The following is a 14,336-nucleotide window of genomic DNA, read 5'->3' on the forward strand; positions in this document are numbered from 1 at the left end:
ACTACTACCAAAGGGATAAACTCAAGGGCGTGGTGTCAAGTCTGATTGGCTCCGAAGTCTTGCGTGGATTGACCGAATACGACGGCCGCGCAGCCCAGAAATGGAGCGCAGCAGACAAGACCCTGCTGCAAGCCTTGCTGTGCGTCATATCCTTTTTTGTCAGGGACGTACCACCTTGGCGCAAGAGTGGCAATTCAGATCGCCAACGTCATAAGTCAGACCGAAAAAGACACAATGCACCGCAACGGCCTGTGTCTGGATGGCCGCCCGTAGCAGAGGCCATGCGGCTTGATCAGTCGGGGATCGAGCCATCGATCTGTGCCAGCCGGACGTACTCGGATAACGGCCGCGATGCGCGGAAATACTTGTCTCGCAGGATGGGCTGATGACGCGGCCCGACGATGGCCGCCAGATCGGACAGCTTGACCGTTCCCAGCTCCGGTATGCCGATGCCGAGGTCGATGAGGCCACAGGCCGTATCGCCGTCGGCCGGGTCGAGCGAAGCCAGCAACCAGGTTGCGTGCGCATCCGGCGTGAACAGCCGCACCACGGGTAGCGGGTCGATGCTTCGGCCTGCCGCGCGCGCCTCGCCGTTGGCGAGCAGTTGCGCTCGCTCGTCGGCGGTGGTGAGTGGTTGGGGCATGGTCAGTCAGGAACCCCACGAAACCGAGGATGCACGAATCCGCCTTTCCGCGAAAGCGTGGAACCACCGAAACGTATGCGCGCTTTCGTGTGTAAACACGGAAGCGCAAGCCATCGAATCCGTACAGAGACAGAAACGTAGAAGCGGATTTGTGGATGTCAGGAAAGACATGAGTGCGGCTCTCCGGTTCTGGCGAAATCCGCAGAGGCGGATTTCTGTAAAGGCGCAAAGTCGTAAGGCTCACTATCGAATGAACACTATAGATTGTAGCCCTGTAGAGCGCAATCGACTGTCATCTTGGTTTTTGGGGAAACCACGGGATGGCAGAGAAAAACTCATTGGCGATGGCACTGAAGACGGTCAGGAAGGCACGCGGTCTGAGCCAGGAGGCGTTCTCCGATGTCTCCAGCCGGACCTACCTGAGTTCGCTGGAGCGCGACCTGAAAAGCCCGACGCTCAACAAACTGGCCGAGCTGTGCGAGGTGATGGAAATCCACCCGATGACCTTGTTGGCTCTGGCATATGGTGGCGACGCCAAGGGTGTCGACCTGCTTGTGGAGCGTGTGCGCCGTGAAATTGCCGAGCTGAAAGATACGTCGGATACCATGTGAGCAATCCGTAGTTCCCCCCCCGGACAATTCATCTCAGGTTTTCGGCATGATCAATCGTTACAGCTCCCCGTATCCGAACTACATCCATCAGCTATTCGTCACGCCATCCAAGCACCTCTATGTATTGAAGGATAGGCGGCTGAAGTGGCAAGACAAGGCCATGGAAGTGCAGCTCGACAAGGTGGAGGAAGCGGACAAGGAGCATGTCGTCCACTACATCGTGGCCGACCACACCTCCTCAGCCTTCTACGCGGAACTGAGAACCAGCAAGACGCTCATGACGCCAATTGAATTCCTGACGCGTGCATGGGCCAAGAAGCCAGACTTCTTCTTCCATGGCATGCCCGAGCAACTAATCATTCCAACCGGCGTATCGAACAAGTATCCGGAAATCTACGACTGGCTGAAGCAACTGCAGGTCGGTATCGTTCCCCCGCCCAGCGGCTTCTATGCCGGCATCCATCAGGTCAGAAACTGGGAAAAGGACGTGGCAAATACCATCAGCTTTCACGATTACCTGGAAAAGACGCCTTGTACGTTGGACCATCTCCGCACAACCATCGCCCGGATGCTGCAAAAGGCCAACGACAGAGAAATCAACCGACCGGGTATTCGTATGACTCGAAAGCAGTTATGGGAGATGCCGGTTGAAGGTCGGCCTCCCATCCGGGTCATGGGTTGAGCGTTTCCGCGGTTGCCAGCAGGCCCCGACGCCCCGCCGCAACGGGCGGGGCGCTGCGGCCGTCAGGCCGCCTGGGGCTTGCTGCGCGACCAGATCAGGTCGTGCGTGCCGTCCTCGCCTTCGATCAGGCGGGCATAGACCGTTGCCGGGAACGAAGGATCGTCGAGGGTCGCGGACAGGTACTCCCGCCCGGCCTCGCTGGTCTTCTTCCACGCCGCGCCGATGTCGTGACTGGCCGCCTGCAGGCGGAAGTCGGGGGCGTTCTCGCTGCTGCCCTTGTCGTTGGGAACCAGCTTGACCTTGACGTTGAGCGTCAGGGTGCGCAGCGTGCCGGTGAAGCCGTCTTTGTCCGCGGTGAAGGTGCCGATGTTGGCCATGATGATTTTTCCTTTCGGTTGAACAAGGCTCGCGCCCATCGCGTCCTTGTTGTGATCCGGCCGGCGGGGGACGGGCGGGCTGCACCGCTTGCGGTCGCAACGCAGTGGAGAACCGGAAGGCGAAAAGAATTTGTCCCGCGAGGAAGCCGCGCAGCGGCGGGGAAATTGTTTGCGCCGGACGGTTGCAGCGATGAAGCCCGAGGCGCAGCCGTGCCACCACCAGGATTCACAACGAGACAAGGACGCCTTGGGCCGACCGCTCCGAAAGGAGATGTGGCCGACTCGACATCCCCGCTCGAAGGCTGCACCAGCACGATTGCCGACGCGGGCCAGGTCAACCACCCGACGACAGGCGAGAACGCCCCTGCCGCACTCTGCGGCGCCTGTCTTGAGGTGTGGCGTGGAAGCTTCATGGCGATGCAGGGCGGTGTCTGTGAACCGTCCTTCGTGGACGTGATAGGCAAGAACCGCCAGCGTTGACGACGGCACGCATTCACACAACCTGCCGCAGCAAGCCACGGCGTGTTCGCCAGAGCCCCGCCCATCGCGGTGGCGCGCTGGCTAGGCCGATCCGGCGATACCCGGTTCGGCTCTCTCACAGGGGCGCCAAGCTGCGCGCGGCGGGGATAGCCCGCAGGGCTTTCCCCCTGGAGGCAAGCGAAGCGCGCAGCGCCGCAGGCGCGAAGGCGTGAGGGATTGAAGCCGAATGGCCGTGACGGCTAAGACGGCACGGGGCGCAGCCCGAAAGCCCGGCGGCGCGCCGGCACGCTGCACGGTTCCCGCTTTCCTCTTCGTCAGCCCCCACGAGGGCGTAGCACAGCGTTCGTGGGAAAGCCATAGCATGGCATCATGGAAAGCTCAGCGCATCACCGAGGTGTCCCGCACACGCATAGCGTCCATGGCAATTCAAGCAGATGGACAACAAATACGCGCGGCGTGGACCGCAAAGAAAATTAAGAGCATGAAAGGGAAGGCATCTTGAAGGAGCCAGAGAACATCATCCGCTACTGGCATGCAGTCGAGTTGCTGCAGCCGCAATCGGCCCCCAAGGTCAAGAAGCGCAGTAGCGTCTATGGCGCATTCTTTCACGACACACCCTGCACGCGCCCCATTCCTCCGTGGGCGCCCGAGAGCATCGTCAGCAAGCAGGCGCTTCCCGACAAGCGCGAATGGAGCCATACGCTCTATGCCCACCTGTACGACAGTCGGCTCGTCGCCGCCGCACTCAAGGAACTGTACGGCGCCGACCAGGGCTACCGCGAGCCGCAGCACAGAGAGTCAGCGCTGTTCGCCGCAAAATTCACCTTGAATGGGCAACTTGTGGAGGACAGTTTCGTGCTCTCCAGCGAGGCCTGGTTCCTCGGGCGGGCGCTGGCGAGAAATGATTGGACACGCGGTTTCGAGGACGATCAACGGGCCGCCGCCGAGCAGGCGCTAACGCAGCTACAGGGCCAGGTGTCCGGCGATGCGCTGCGGGACTTCACCCGGTGGGTGCTGCAGTTCCTCGGCGTGGCGGACTTCTTTGCAACTGTTGAGCGCCCACCACTGCGATTCCGTTCCCAACCCGTCAAACCCGACAAGCCCGCATCGGAGGACGATCCGCTCAACAGCTTCCTGCTCGACGACCTTGCCACAGTTGCTGACAGCCTCAGCAAGGGCGTGGCGAGCGAAGCGTTGAACCAATACCTGCGCCGCCACGATCCGCAACCGCGGCTGCACATCGACAGCGACGACGCTTCCCCGTCGCTGATCGAGCGGCTGATGCCGCAGGCCCATGCCGATAGCTGCTGGCCCTCCGAACGGCACCTGGGGCTTGTGCATTCCCAGCAACTGGCCGTGAACACCGTTCTGTCCAAGCTCGCTGACGGACAAGGACTTCTGGGAGTCAATGGCCCGCCGGGCACGGGCAAAACGACCCTGCTACGCGACTTGATCGCCGCCATCATCACCAGCCGGGCCGATGTGCTTGCCACGCTGCGCCGCGCATCGGACGGTTTCGCCAGCAACGCGCGCGAAACCAGCAACGATGGCGGCAAGGAGCAGGTCGCCTTCAAGCTCAATCCTTCGCTGTACGGCTTCGAGATCGTGGTCGCTTCGTCCAACAACGGCGCTGTGGAGAACGTCACCCTTGAACTGCCACAGCGCGACAAGATCGACGAGAGTTGGCTGCCCGAGGCCGAGCACTTCGCCGACCTGGGCGAGCTGATCACCGGCAAGCCGGCCTGGGGATTGATCTCTGGCGCGCTGGGCAGCAAGGCGCGGCGTAAGGCGTTCGTGGACCGCTACTTCTACGGACAGAGTCCATCGGCCAGCCAAGACAAGGTGGGCAACAACGAGGAAGCCGGCGACGAAACCGACGATGAGAATGTCGTCAAGACCCTGTTTGCCGGCCCGGCCGCTGCTGCCGAGGCCGATGGCCAGCAAGCATCTCCGCAACAACAGAAGAAAGCGCCGCAAGGCCTGATGGCATGGCTTGGCGGGCACAGCCAGCTCAACAAGGAGCGTAGGCCGGAAGAACGCCAAGCCCTTTGGCAACAGGCGGTCGCCGAGTACGTGGCGGCCAAGGCGCAGGTTCGCTCGGCATGCGCCGATGCCTCCCGCATCCGCACACTAATCCAGGCGCTGGAAACGACCAGGAAGAAGATCACCGAAACGACCGCCACCGTGCAAGCGCTTGAACAGCGCTTGGTGCGCACGACGGAACAACAGGCGCGCCTGGATGCCGAGGAAGGCCGCCCCGCCAATGCGGCGTTCAAACATGCGCTGGAGGGGCTTGCTCAGCACCAGGCTAGCAAGCCAAGGTTCTGGGCGAACTTATGCAGTCTGTGGGGCGCGTCACGCACCTGGAACACTGCGCTGAAACTGCTGCAAGACCGGCATGGCCTCGCCAAGGCCGAGTTCGACCGCATCGCACGGCTCGCCAAGCAGTTCGAGGACTCCAGGCAGCAACTGGATCGGCAGATCGCCAGTGGGCAGCAGGCGTTGAGGAAAATGCAGGCGGAAGATCAATCCCTGACGCAACAGGCCAGCGATTTGGCCAGCGCTTGCCGGGCCGACCATCTGCTGGCATGGCTGCGCGGCGGCGTCATCGGTCGTGGCGACGCCATCGAACTGGCCGAACCCTGGCACATCGAGGGCTGGCGACAGGCCCGTGCGCGTGTCTTCATCCAGGCGCTGAAGCTGCATCGGACGTTCTTCGAGCTGGAGGCGGCACGGATGCGCTCCAACCTGTTCCTGATCAACGCGATGTTGACCGGCACCCACCTGCAGGGACTCTCGCGCGAGGCGATTCGCTCGGCTTGGGCCTCGTTGTTCATGGTTGTGCCGGTACTCAGCAGCACCTTTGCCTCGTTCGCACGCTCTTTCCGCTCATTGGGGCCGGGGGAGATCGGTTGGCTGCTGGTGGATGAAGCCGGACAGGCCCCCCCGCAAGCAGCGGTGGGGGCGCTGTGGCGTTCCCGGCGCGCGCTGCTGGTGGGTGACCCTCTCCAGCTCAAGCCGATCGTCACCGTGTCCGACTCAGTGCTGGAACACATGCGCACGCGCTACCGCGTCGATGCGCATTGGCTCCCCAACAGACAATCCGCGCAGACCTTGGCGGACCAGGCCACGACATGGGGCCGCCTGGCAGGACCGGCCGACAGCAAGACGTGGGTGGGGCTGCCCTTGGTCGCGCATCGGCGCTGTGACAAGCCGATGCACGGGCTGGCCAACCGCATCGCCTACGACGGCGCCATGGTGTACGGCACCATAGCACCGCGCGCCGACAAGGAGACGCGCGCCCGCCTGCCGACAGGATGGATTAACGCCAGCGGAGCATCCGACGGGAACTGGGTGCCGGCCGAAGGGGAGGCTTTGAGGGCACTGCTCGCCCTGCTGCGCGTGGACGGTGTGGATGCGGCCGACATCTCGGTCATCACGCCTTTCAAGGCTGTACAGGAAAACCTCAAACGCCTGCTCGGCGACACGATGGTTTCCGGAACCATCCACACCATGCAGGGCAAGGAGGCTCCGGTCGTCATCATGGTGTTGGGCGGCAATACCGAAGGTTCCGGCGCACGCGATTGGGCGGTCTCGGAACCCAACCTGTTGAACGTGGCGGCCACACGGGCCAAGCGGCGCTTCTACGTGATCGGCGACCGAAACGACTGGCAGAACCGGGCTCTGTTTTGCGATGTCATGGACCTCTTGCCGCTCCAGCGCCTTCCCAAGTGCGAAGAGGTATTGGAGGTACGACCTTAGCAATCGTGCCGGGGCTTGGTTCAGTCCGAGCGCGGGCTGTACACCGATCGCCTAGAGGCAAGCGAAGCGCGCAGCGTCATAGGCGCAAAGGTGCGTGAGGGATTGAAGCCGAATGGCCGTGACGGCAAAGGCGGCACGGGGCGCAGCCCAAAAGCCCGACGGCGCATCGCGCCGGCACGCCCAGGCCGTTCCAGATTTCCAAGCAAGGAACGCGAACATGCGCCTGATGGAATCGGAATTGTCGGTGCTGCCGCGAGCGCTACAGGCGGCAGGCTGTGAGCCGCTGGATGATTCCGCGTACTACGCGCGCTTTGGCTTTCTGGCCCATGCGGGTTTGCAACTGCCGGGCGAGATGCCCGGCCGCATCAACACCGCCGCCTGAGCAACCGTGAAGGCGGCGTCGATTTGATTCGGCTGCTGGCCTTCGACACCGGGTGCGGCCACCGCCGCGCCCGGATTTTGCGTCCACCGCGCCCAAGACGGAACGGCCTGGGCGCGGTGCTGATCGCGGTTATTCCTTCGTCTCGATAAGCCACCACACGGCACACGGCAAAGCGCGGCCCGTGATGGGGTGAATGTCGGTGAGGTCGGCGCGAGCCGACCAGCCCGAGGGCGGACGGTAGGCGCGCACGTCGCCTTCGCCGTGCCAGCGGCGGACGCGTACCGTGCCGGGGGCATAGATTGCCGCCATGCGCGGGCGGCTGGTCATATTGCGGGTCACGGCATCTCTCCTTCCCAGCGAAGCGCCCCGGTCGAAGCCGGGGCGTTTGCCTTCTGCGCGGGTCAAACGGCCAGCGCCTCGGCGGACTCATTCGCCACGACTTCGGCATCCTCCGGGGCGTTCTGCTCCGGGCCTTCCGCCTGTGCCACCTCCTGCGGGCATTCGCCCTTGAAGATGGCGGGCATCCAGCCCGTACCATCGACCAGCCGCTCGGCTTCGCTGGCAATGTCGCCCTTCTTCAACTTCGCCAGCCGGTTGACATGCTCCGGCGCGTACGCGCCCACAGCTTGGAGAATTGCGGCCTTCGGCACATGCCGGAAATAGTCCTCGGCGCTCGGCTTCCACCATGCCGCCATGTCGAGGCCCACGGCCTGCGCCAGTTCCGCGCCGGGTTGGCGCGGCGTGGCGCGAGGCGTCACTACGTCCACTGTCGAAGCCACGCACACAGCCAGCAGCTTGACCAGTTCGCCTTGTTCCATCGCCAGCAGCACGGCGAACAGTTCGGCGCTGTCCTCGGGCAGCTTGCCGCCCCATGCCTGTTGCAGTTCGCGCAGAGCGACGGCGGCGGGCGATTCCGGCCAGTCCGGGGCCATGCCTTCCAGCCGGTCTTGCACTGCTAAACGCACGCCCAGCGGCAGGTCATTGCCGTAGTGGTTACCCTGCAAGACGGTCTGCACCATGCCATGCACCAGCGCAGCCAGCGCCACTTGCGGATGCTGGGCGACTTCGATTTGCAGCGCTGCCGTGCGATGCGCGCTCAAGCGCTGCGCCAGCCGGTCGGACATGGCGGGGGCTTTCGCTTCGTCTGCCACGTCGCCTTCATCGTCGTTCTCGGCTTCCTCACTGCCGAAACCCTGCCGCAGCCGTTCCAGCGTGCGCAGCGCCTTGGCCTCGGCCTCGCGCAGTAGCCCGCGATGAATGACGGCCTCGCCGTTGCGGTCGATGGTGACGATGGCCCCGGCTGCGGCCTTCGCGTTCGGGCTGTAGTCCTGCAAGCCATCTTCCAGCGCCTGCAATTGCTCGCCCAGCGCCTCGCCTTCCTCTTGCAGTGCGTCGGCCTTTTCTTCGTCATCTACGTCCAGCGCGGCATCGAGGGCTTCGCCCACCTCCTGCATCTTGGTTTGCAGTTTCTCGATGCGCTGGGCCTCGCGTTTGGTCGGTTCGCGCCGCTCCCTCGGTGCTCGCTGGAAGGCGTGCAGGTCGGCATGGGTTACGCTTGGCGTGGCATCCACCCATGCCCAGCCTTCGGCCTTCACTTCGGCGGCGATACCTGCCAGCTTGTCTTGCGCCAGCCGCTCCAGCAGCGCAGCGTCGGTCAGATACACGCCTGCATCGCCTTCCGCGAACAGGTCGCGGCGAACACCGCCGCCCGCCCGCTCGTAGGTGTCCAGCCCGACAAAGCGCACCTGCGGATGCCGGTAGGCGTCGATTTCGCGCTCGGTGAGACGTTCGCGCAAGTTGGCCGGATGGCGCTGCCACGTCGGCGCATCGTAGAACGCGCTTTCCTGCGTGGTGTGGTCGTCAGTGATGGCAAGCGCCATCAACTGATCGAGCGTGACGGCATCGGCGCGATAGTCGGCCATCAGGCGCGGCGAGACGTTCGCTAGCTTCAAGCGGCGCTGTACCACCAGCGGCGTCACGCTGAAATCTGCCGCAATGTCTTCGATGGGTCGGCCTTCGGCCACCAGCGCGGCGAACGCCTCGAACTGGTCTGCCGGGTGCATGGCTTCGCGCTGCACGTTCTCGGTGAGGCTGGCGGTGCGGGCCGTGCCATCGGCCACTTGCAGGCAAGGCACCTCCCAATCCTTCGGGATGTGGAGCTTCTTCGCCAACAGCTTGAGGGCTGCGAGGCGACGGCCACCGGCCACGACTTCGTAATGCTCGCCATCGGGGGCGGCAATCACAATGAGGTTTTGCAGCAGGCCCACGCGCTGGATGGATGCGGCCAGTTCGGGGATGGACATGCGCGGGGCCTTGCGCACGTTGCGGCCCGTTGGGCGCAGCACCAGCCGCGACAAGGGAACCAGAATCAGGTTCTTGCTCGGGTCGGCGGCTTCCAGCGGGATAGCGGCGGCGGTGTTGATGGCGCGGGCTTCGGTTTGGGTAATGGCGTTCATGGTATATCTCCAATCGAATGAAACAAGGAATGGAGGGGAAACCGCCCCTCCGGCGGGTGAGGGGCGATTCAGGCCTTGAGGGCGCGCATGCCATCGGCCAGCAGCCACAGGGCGCGGTTCAGACGGATGTTCTGGTCAATGCCCTGCACCGGGCGCGTGCTCTGCCTGCGGCCATTCGCGGCACGGCCATGCAAGCCGCCCTTGGTCAAGTTCTCCTGCGTGCGGTTGAACACGCTCCACAGGTCGGGGCGGCGGTCGTCGAACCGGCGCGGCGTCAGGATTTGCGATTCCGTGATGGGTGCGGGCTTGTCCGGGTCGTCGTACTTGAGGGCCAGCGCGGCGCGGGCGAACACTTCGGATTCGCCATCGTCCAGCGTGATACCTCGCATCAGGTCGCGCGATTCCTTCACCTGCTCGAAGCCGCCCAGCACTTGGTAAGCGCCTTCGATGACGAGCCCGGACACATCGCCTTTGTGGGGTACGCGCACGTCCGCCACGGTGTCGCCGCAGACAAGGCCATTGCTGCAAACGAAGCGGAACATCCCGGCCAGCATCTGATAACTGCTGGTGCCGTCGTGCGAATTCAGCAGCACGATTTCATTGGCTTCCGCGCCGTTGATCTGGCTGGCGTGGCGCAGGCGCAGCATGTGTTTCGTGTGCTCGCGCTTGCGTTCATCGCGCACGCGGGTCTGCGTCACCATGAAAGGCTGGAAACCTTCCTTGCGCAGTTCGGTCAGCACGGCAGCGGTGGGGATGTAGCTGTACCGCTCGGAACGGCTCTCATGAGGGGCATCCGCGAAGATGGACGGTGCCACGCGGCGGATTTGGTCATCAGACAGCGGGGAATCGCTGCGCAGCGACGGGGAACGGGAAGCGAAACGGGAGGCGATTTGCATGGTCTTTCTCCTGACAAAAAAAGGGTTTGCTGTTCACACCGCACACCGGATTCCAAGATTTGGAGCCCAGCCTTTCGGCTGTTCGGTGCGGTCGGCACGAAGAACCCGGTTGGCCTCGTTGCCACCGTCTTTCCTGAGTTCATCGCCCGCGACGGTCAGGAGCGCGCGGATGGGAGCCGTCAAGGAGACAAGCGCAGGGTTGGTGCGGCCCACAGGCGCAGCCGAGGACACGGCCCTGCGCGCCTTGACGGCACACGGCCGCGGGCTACAGTCGCGAGCAAGGTGATGGAGTCAGGAAAGATGGCTGGACAGGCAACGGCCTTCCCTGTGTGCTGACCGCACGGCAAGCGAAGCGCGCAGGCCCGGATCTGGAAGCCGGGCCGGAGGCGTCAGCCGAGCGGAGTGAGGGAACGATGGAAGCCCGAATGGGGTGAGACGCCGCAGGTGGCTCGATGCGCAGCACGACAGCGCGACCGGCCATGTCTTCTTGGCCGGGGACGCCCTGAATTCGATGTTCGGTGAATACCACGCCCAGGACAGCCATCATGCACAAGGCATCGAGGAGCTGCCTCTGCTGCTGGAACTGCGATTGGTTCCCGGCCGATCCGGCGCAGCCGGTTCGGCGGTCTTTGAGGGGCGCCAAGCACCGCGCGGCGGGGATAGGCCGCAGGGCTTTCCCCTGGAGGCAAGCGCAGTGCGCAGCGCCGCAGGCGCGAAGGTATCGACGCCAGGCGCAGCAAGAAGAAAGGCGCGTCGCCCGAAAGGACGACGCGCCAGGTTGCCAGCGCGCGATCAGCTCGCCGCCGGCACCACCATCGATTGCAACTGGTCGATGACGCCAGGCTCGACAAAGACGCAAGGCTGGCCGGCCTCGATTGGCACGTTGAACACCTGGGCGAACACATGGCGCTTCAGGTGCGCCAGCCGGCCCGTGCGATAAGCCTGCTCGGGCTTCAGGCGGCCGCCCGGCGGGCCGCTGCGCTGCGGGTCGCACTCGACCAGCGCGACGAAGCCGTCATCGGACAGTTTCTGGTGTTCGGGGCACAGACCCCATCCCGTCTTCGTATGGTGCTCCATGCTCGCGCGCAGGCGCTTGTCGAGCAGGATGGCGCCGGTATCGAACGCTTTGCCGCAGACCAGGCAAACGTGCTGTTCGAGGGAAACGTGTGATTTGTCGTTCATGACGATCTCCGGTTGCACGGGCGGAATTGCCCGGAACCGTCGCCAGCACGGCGCAGCGCAAGCAGTCAGGGGTCAAGGACGGCCCAGGGGCCGCCAGCGTGCTGGCACGCGCAGCCCTTGACGGCGAGAACGCCGTGATACGGTGAAGGGGACAGCAAGACCGCCTCACACCACCACCGACGCACACCTGCACTTCGGCAAGTGCGCAGCACGCGCAGGCCAGCGAGGGCCGGAGTTGCGCCGCCCCAGGTGCAGCAAAAAGGGGCCGAAGCCCCAGGATCAGATCAGGCCACGCTCGGCAAATGACGTCGTGGCCTCGCCGCCGACGACGATGTGATCCAGCGTGCGCACGTCCACCAGCGCCAGGGCTTCCTTGAGGCGCTGGGTCAGCAGCTTGTCGGCCTGGCTTGGCTCGGAATTTCCGCTCGGATGATTGTGCGAAAAAATCACGGCCGCCGCATTGTGATGCAGCGCCGTTTTCACGACTTCGCGTGGATACACCGATGCTTGGTCGATGGTGCCGCGAAACATCTCCACGTATTCGATCAGACGGTTCTGGCTATCGAGAAACAAGGCAGCGAAAACCTCGTGCTCGAAGCAGGCCAGCTTGGTGCGCAGGTAGTCCTTGACCAGTGCTGGCGAAGTGAACAGCGTTCCACGCGGGACCTTCTGGTCGATTACGTACCGCGCAGCTTCCAGAATTTGGTCGGCGGTCGCCGGCAGATAACGCCCTTGGTCGTCACGCACCAGCAGCGAGGAATCGAGAGACAGAGAAAGTTGCGACATGATCGTACTCCGGTTGCTCGGGCGGAATTGCCCGGAACCGGCTCCAGCACGGCGCAGCGCAAGCAGTCAGGGGACGCAGACGGCCGCAGGACGCAAGCGACCAACCGCAGGGCAGGGCGCGCAGCCCTTGACAGCGAGAACGCCGTGATACGGTGAAGGGAACAGCAAGACCGCCCACACCCCGCCCGCAGAAATGACGGATAGGCAAGCGCAGCGCGCAGGCACTCAAGGGCCGGAGGCGTCAGGGATCAAAGCCGGATGGCCGCGACTCGGCACGAGGCGCGGGGCGCAGCCCGCGAGCCCGACGGCGGAACGCCGAGACGCTCGATCGCTTGTAACGAGACAAATGACACCGCAGCGCAAATGGAGCACAATGTAGCTACAACAAGGCTTGAGGCATGTAATGGCAAGCAGCAGTGATGTCGTTCGCGCCCGGATTGACGGGCATATCAAAGAGGAAGCCACGAACGTGCTGGCAGGAATGGGCTTGTCCGTGTCAGACGCCATTCGGATGCTGCTCACGCGCATTGCAGCCGACAAGGCACTTCCTTTCGATATCAATCGAGTGCAGGCCCAACCCGAAACCAAGAAGCCATGAGCTTCTGCCTGAAAAACTCCAAGAACACTAAGGCCAGGGCCTGACCACATGGATCGCATACAGCAGCTCAACTACGAAAAGGACTTCCGCATTGCCTTCCTGGAATCCAAAGGGGATGGGTTTCAACGTCTGTTTGAGAGGCTGATGTCGAAGGCACATCCCAACGACTTCATGGCCTGCCGGCCCTGGGGCAATGTTGGAGACCGGAAAAACGACGGGTATCTACCTTCCGCGCGAATCCTGTTCCAGAGCTACGCGCCGAATGAAATGAGCGCCACCGAAGCCGTCAAGAAGATCAACGAGGATTTCGAGGGGGCCAAAGAGCATTGGGAAGAGTATTTCGCTGAGTGGGCCTTCGTTCACAACGTACCTGATGGGCGACTTGGCCCCCACATCATCGAAGCCTTGGCCAAACTCAGGCAAGACAATCCGAAGATCAGAATCGGACATTGTGGGTACGAGGAAATGCTGGCGAAGTTCCGTCAGTTGAGCCTTCAGGATCTTGAATCCTGGTTTGGCCCCTCGCTAACGATGGAAGCGAACGTCAATCTGGGCTTCAGCGACCTGGCCGCTGTGCTCACGCATATCAGCATCACGCCCATACCCTTCGGGTACTCCAGCTTTTCGGCGAGCAGGTTCATCCAGCGCACCAACTTATTCAGAGTTTCATCGTCGGCAAACACAAGAAATTGATGCCGCTGTTCGTCGTCAAGAAACGCCGGCAATTGCGCGTAGAGGGGGTACAGCAGGTCGTGGAGATAGATGTAGGTCTGCCGGCGTCCTTGCTCATGACTCCGCGTGGTCGCAGTCAATACCTGCTGTGCCCACTCGGACGTGAGTTCGGCCAGCGTCATCTCGGTGATGTCGATGGAGATGAGCGGGAATCCGAGCGACTTCCCGATCAGCGCCTTGCGCCCGTCGAAGGCGTGGCCAAGTTCGATTTCAACGCCGCCCAGCACTATCGGCTCTGCCTGGACCGGTGGGCCGAGCACAGCAACGTCGAGCCGGAATCTGCTGCCAAATGGCGTCTCCAGAGGATGCTCGGTTGCCACCTGGTCGGCGCCGAGCAACAAGTTGCCTTCTAGCGGATAGTCCGACGCATCCATATCCTTGAACGCCCACGGCATCGCAAGGCCGGCATTCAATCGTCGGGAGAGTTCGGCCGCGACAAGCTCTTTCGCTTGCCGGTGTTCGGGACTTTCCTGAACGGCGCGCCGCCGGCTGGCTTCTTCGTCGTCGAAGTGCGCTTTGGGGTTAAAGGTGTGCTGGGCAGGAAGCACCCGGAAATGGGAGCGCCGACGCAACTTCCCGCTTTCAAAGGAGGGGCTGACCCATGTCACCATCTGCCTTGAGGCGCCGGGAGACACCAGGGGCCACAGCTTGCGCGCATGTTCCCGGCTGCGAACGTCTCGCGCGGCGATCGTGGTCTGGAAAATCCCTTTCCGAGAGAAGACAACGATCGCCTCGTCCATTCCTGTCTT

General features: G+C 63.2%; 14 protein-coding genes. 6 read left to right on the forward strand and 8 right to left on the reverse strand.

The features are described 5' to 3' along the window. Positions 1–292 precede the first annotated feature (292 nt). Positions 293–643 carry a DUF2958 domain-containing protein gene (locus GZH91_RS12820; protein WP_147071423.1) on the reverse strand — a complete coding sequence of 117 codons (351 nt, stop codon included), beginning with the start codon at positions 641–643 and terminating at the stop codon, positions 293–295. Positions 644–963: 320 nt separating this feature from the next. Here GZH91_RS12820 and GZH91_RS12825 point away from each other — a divergent pair, with 320 nt between their 5' ends. Continuing rightward, positions 964–1,254 carry a helix-turn-helix domain-containing protein gene (locus GZH91_RS12825; protein WP_147071425.1) on the forward strand — a complete coding sequence of 97 codons (291 nt, stop codon included), beginning with the start codon at positions 964–966 and terminating at the stop codon, positions 1,252–1,254. A 46-nt stretch (positions 1,255–1,300) separates the two neighbouring features. Next, the gene (locus GZH91_RS12830; protein ID WP_147071427.1) at positions 1,301–1,936 is read left to right on the forward strand and encodes a hypothetical protein; all 636 of its coding nucleotides are present in this window, start codon (positions 1,301–1,303) and stop codon (positions 1,934–1,936) included. 62 nt (positions 1,937–1,998) lie between these two features. Here the strand turns inward: GZH91_RS12830 and GZH91_RS12835 are convergent, their stop codons facing one another. Beyond that, on the reverse strand, positions 1,999–2,313 hold the full coding sequence (locus GZH91_RS12835) for a DUF736 domain-containing protein (RefSeq protein ID WP_147071429.1): 315 nt from the start codon (positions 2,311–2,313) through the stop codon (positions 1,999–2,001). Between the two features lie 273 nt (positions 2,314–2,586). On the opposite strand from GZH91_RS12835, the gene GZH91_RS17725 reads away from it, so the two are divergent. The 3 genes from GZH91_RS17725 (at position 2,587) to GZH91_RS12850 (ending at position 6,937) form a co-directional block, all read left to right on the forward strand. Next, on the forward strand, positions 2,587–2,793 hold the full coding sequence (locus GZH91_RS17725; RefSeq protein ID WP_174861827.1) for a hypothetical protein: 207 nt from the start codon (positions 2,587–2,589) through the stop codon (positions 2,791–2,793). A gap of 498 nt (positions 2,794–3,291) precedes the next feature. Further along, positions 3,292–6,555, forward strand: a complete 3,264-nt coding sequence (locus GZH91_RS12845; protein WP_147071431.1) for an AAA domain-containing protein — start codon at positions 3,292–3,294, stop codon at positions 6,553–6,555. Between the two features lie 217 nt (positions 6,556–6,772). Then, entirely contained in the window at positions 6,773–6,937 is a 165-nt protein-coding gene (locus GZH91_RS12850) for a hypothetical protein (RefSeq protein ID WP_161984120.1), read from the forward strand. Positions 6,938–7,066: 129 nt separating this feature from the next. On the opposite strand, the gene GZH91_RS12855 is transcribed toward GZH91_RS12850, so the two are convergent. From GZH91_RS12855 to radC, 5 genes are all read right to left on the reverse strand, one after another. Beyond that, entirely contained in the window at positions 7,067–7,276 is a 210-nt protein-coding gene (locus tag GZH91_RS12855) for a hypothetical protein (RefSeq protein WP_147071433.1), read from the reverse strand. A 62-nt stretch (positions 7,277–7,338) separates the two neighbouring features. Then, positions 7,339–9,393, reverse strand: coding sequence for a ParB/RepB/Spo0J family partition protein (locus tag GZH91_RS12860; protein WP_147071435.1), 2,055 nt, complete (start codon positions 9,391–9,393; stop codon positions 7,339–7,341). 68 nt (positions 9,394–9,461) lie between these two features. Further along, on the reverse strand, positions 9,462–10,289 hold the full coding sequence (locus GZH91_RS12865; protein ID WP_147071436.1) for a DUF932 domain-containing protein: 828 nt from the start codon (positions 10,287–10,289) through the stop codon (positions 9,462–9,464). A gap of 792 nt (positions 10,290–11,081) precedes the next feature. Continuing rightward, entirely contained in the window at positions 11,082–11,471 is a 390-nt protein-coding gene (locus tag GZH91_RS12870; protein WP_147071438.1) for an ATPase, read from the reverse strand. 279 nt (positions 11,472–11,750) lie between these two features. Continuing rightward, positions 11,751–12,257 (reverse strand): RadC family protein, encoded by a 507-nt coding sequence (radC, locus tag GZH91_RS12875; protein WP_147071440.1) that lies wholly within the window; start codon positions 12,255–12,257, stop codon positions 11,751–11,753. 403 nt (positions 12,258–12,660) lie between these two features. On the opposite strand from radC, the gene GZH91_RS12880 reads away from it, so the two are divergent. Beyond that, entirely contained in the window at positions 12,661–12,855 is a 195-nt protein-coding gene (locus tag GZH91_RS12880; protein ID WP_104727288.1) for a type II toxin-antitoxin system RelB/DinJ family antitoxin, read from the forward strand. A gap of 494 nt (positions 12,856–13,349) precedes the next feature. Here the strand turns inward: GZH91_RS12880 and GZH91_RS18505 are convergent, their stop codons facing one another. Next, positions 13,350–14,327, reverse strand: coding sequence for a hypothetical protein (locus tag GZH91_RS18505; protein WP_223264501.1), 978 nt, complete (start codon positions 14,325–14,327; stop codon positions 13,350–13,352). Between the last annotated feature and the right edge of the window lie 9 nt (positions 14,328–14,336).

It is taken from the genome of Sulfuriferula plumbiphila (genome assembly GCF_009938015.1).
In the GTDB taxonomy this organism is placed as follows: domain Bacteria; phylum Pseudomonadota; class Gammaproteobacteria; order Burkholderiales; family Sulfuriferulaceae; genus Sulfuriferula; species Sulfuriferula plumbiphila.

What these genes read in the sequence shown, in the direction of transcription:
- GZH91_RS12850 (WP_161984120.1), top strand. Translation starts at nt 6,773, where the DNA reads ATGCGCCTGATGGAATCGGAATTGTCGGTGCTGCCGCGAGCGCTACAG.
- GZH91_RS12860 (WP_147071435.1), bottom strand. Translation starts at nt 9,393, where the DNA reads ATGAACGCCATTACCCAAACCGAAGCCCGCGCCATCAACACCGCCGCC.
- GZH91_RS12870 (WP_147071438.1), bottom strand. Translation starts at nt 11,471, where the DNA reads ATGAACGACAAATCACACGTTTCCCTCGAACAGCACGTTTGCCTGGTC.
- GZH91_RS18505 (WP_223264501.1), bottom strand. Translation starts at nt 14,327, where the DNA reads ATGGACGAGGCGATCGTTGTCTTCTCTCGGAAAGGGATTTTCCAGACC.
- GZH91_RS12880 (WP_104727288.1), top strand. Translation starts at nt 12,661, where the DNA reads ATGGCAAGCAGCAGTGATGTCGTTCGCGCCCGGATTGACGGGCATATC.
- GZH91_RS12820 (WP_147071423.1), bottom strand. Translation starts at nt 643, where the DNA reads ATGCCCCAACCACTCACCACCGCCGACGAGCGAGCGCAACTGCTCGCC.
- GZH91_RS12835 (WP_147071429.1), bottom strand. Translation starts at nt 2,313, where the DNA reads ATGGCCAACATCGGCACCTTCACCGCGGACAAAGACGGCTTCACCGGC.
- GZH91_RS12830 (WP_147071427.1), top strand. Translation starts at nt 1,301, where the DNA reads ATGATCAATCGTTACAGCTCCCCGTATCCGAACTACATCCATCAGCTA.
- radC (WP_147071440.1), bottom strand. Translation starts at nt 12,257, where the DNA reads ATGTCGCAACTTTCTCTGTCTCTCGATTCCTCGCTGCTGGTGCGTGAC.
- GZH91_RS12865 (WP_147071436.1), bottom strand. Translation starts at nt 10,289, where the DNA reads ATGCAAATCGCCTCCCGTTTCGCTTCCCGTTCCCCGTCGCTGCGCAGC.
- GZH91_RS12825 (WP_147071425.1), top strand. Translation starts at nt 964, where the DNA reads ATGGCAGAGAAAAACTCATTGGCGATGGCACTGAAGACGGTCAGGAAG.